The sequence below is a fragment of the Methylobacterium sp. B1 genome (assembly GCF_000333255.1).
Taxonomy (GTDB): domain Bacteria; phylum Pseudomonadota; class Alphaproteobacteria; order Rhizobiales; family Beijerinckiaceae; genus Methylobacterium; species Methylobacterium fujisawaense.
The window spans coordinates 1-1,640 of sequence record NZ_BACT01000754.1 but is presented as its reverse complement, the minus strand read 5'-3'; the positions used below and the strand labels follow the sequence as shown (position 1 = coordinate 1,640).

General features: G+C 75.9%; 1 protein-coding gene. It reads right to left on the bottom strand.

All coding sequences use genetic code 11. The features are described 5' to 3' along the window. On the bottom strand, positions 1-1,583 hold a 1,583-nt coding region (locus I53_RS22105), incomplete at its 3' end, for a glycosyltransferase family 2 protein (RefSeq protein ID WP_251982400.1). Between the last annotated feature and the right edge of the window lie 57 nt (positions 1,584-1,640).

Below are 1,640 nucleotides of genomic sequence, written 5' to 3'. Positions count from 1 at the left end.
GCCGCGCGAGCCGTGCCGGGTCTTGTTCCGCGCAGCGGGGCGCGGACCAGCTCGATCAGCGCCAGCCACGCGGCCAGGCTGACCAGCAGGAAGTAGACCGGCATCCACGGGACCGACTGGGCGAGGTCCCCCCAGCCGCGCCGGGCGCAGCCGGCGAGGGCGGGCAGGACCAGAGCAGCGAGCCCCGTCCCGAACAGGGTGATGGCGAGCCCGGTGGGCAGGTTGTCCAAGAAGGCGGGCGCGGCCGGGATCTCCAGGACCAGGAAGGACCACGCCGCCGCGACGAGGCAGACCGGGTAGGCGAGCGCCGAGGCCACCGTCCCCGGGACCAGCGCGACGGCGCAGAGCGTCTCCAGGCCGCCGAGGCTGCGTGCGGTGTCGAGGGGGCGCCGCCCGTGGGTGAGGCTGGTCTGGACCAGACCTTTGAGCCAGCGGGTGCGCTGGCCGAGCCAGGGTCCGAGACGGGCGGGGGCCTCCTCGAAGGTGGGGCTGGGCAGGTCGCCGACGGTGTAGCCCGCGAGCGCCAGCCGCAGCCCGAGATCCGCATCCTCGGTGACGTTGTGGGCATCCCAGCCGTGCAGCGCCCGCACCACCGCGGTGCGCAGGTGCATCGAGGTGCCGCCGAGGGGGACCGGCAGGCCGCAGCGGGCGAAGGCCGGGTTCAGCACGTCGAACAGGCCGGCATATTCGAGGGCGAAGACGCGGGCGAGATACGAATCGCCGGCATTGTCGATCACGAGCCGCCCCTGGAGGCAGGCGGTGCGCGCGGGCAGGCGCGCGAACAGGGCGGCCGCCAGCCGCAGCTGTCCGGGATCGGGCACGTCCTCGGCGTCGTAGACCGTGAGCAGGGCGCCGCGGGCCAAAGGCAGCGCGGCGTTGAGCGCCCGGGGCTTGGTGCGCGGGCCGCCCGGGGGCACCGTGATCACCTCGAACCGGGCCGGCAGGGTGTCCCGGGGAAGGGCGGAAGCGGTCTCCGCGTCGTCCGCCTCGAGCAGCAGCTTGATGTCGAGCTTGGCGGCCGGATAATCGAGGGCGGAGAGCGCCTTGAGCAGGTCCGGCACCACCGCCGCCTCGCGGTGGAGGGGGACGAGGACCGTGTAGACCGGCAGGTCGGCCTCGGCGAGGGGCGCCACCGCCTCCGGCTCCACCGGGGCCGCGATGGCGAGGGCCGCGATCCGGAGGGCCGCCATGGCCAGGAACAGGATCTGCCCGGCGATCACCACCGCGCGCGCCAGCGGGGGCGGCAGCGCCGCGCACAGGCAGAGCGCGGCGGTGACCGCGAGGGCGAGGACCAGCAGCCAGCGGAGGGCGGGCTCGGGGGCCGTCGCCCGCTCGGGGGCGCGCCGCCGCAGGTCGTGCGCCGCATGATCCGCCACCTGCTCGGGGATGGCCGCGAACACGGCCTCGCGCAGGCGCGTGGGGCTGGTGATCGCCGGCATGGCGGCGCGGCACGGAGCGCGGCCCGGGGCGTCGAGGAGGTCCGCGATCGCCCGGCCCCGGGGCGCCAGCACCCAGGGCGACACCGATCCCGGCGCCAGCGGCGCGAGGACGGCCACCCAGCTGTCGGGGAAGCGCAGGCCCAAGGCCAACGGGATCCGGCCCGTCTAAGTAGGGGGCGCCAAGCGCCCGGGCCAAGGCTT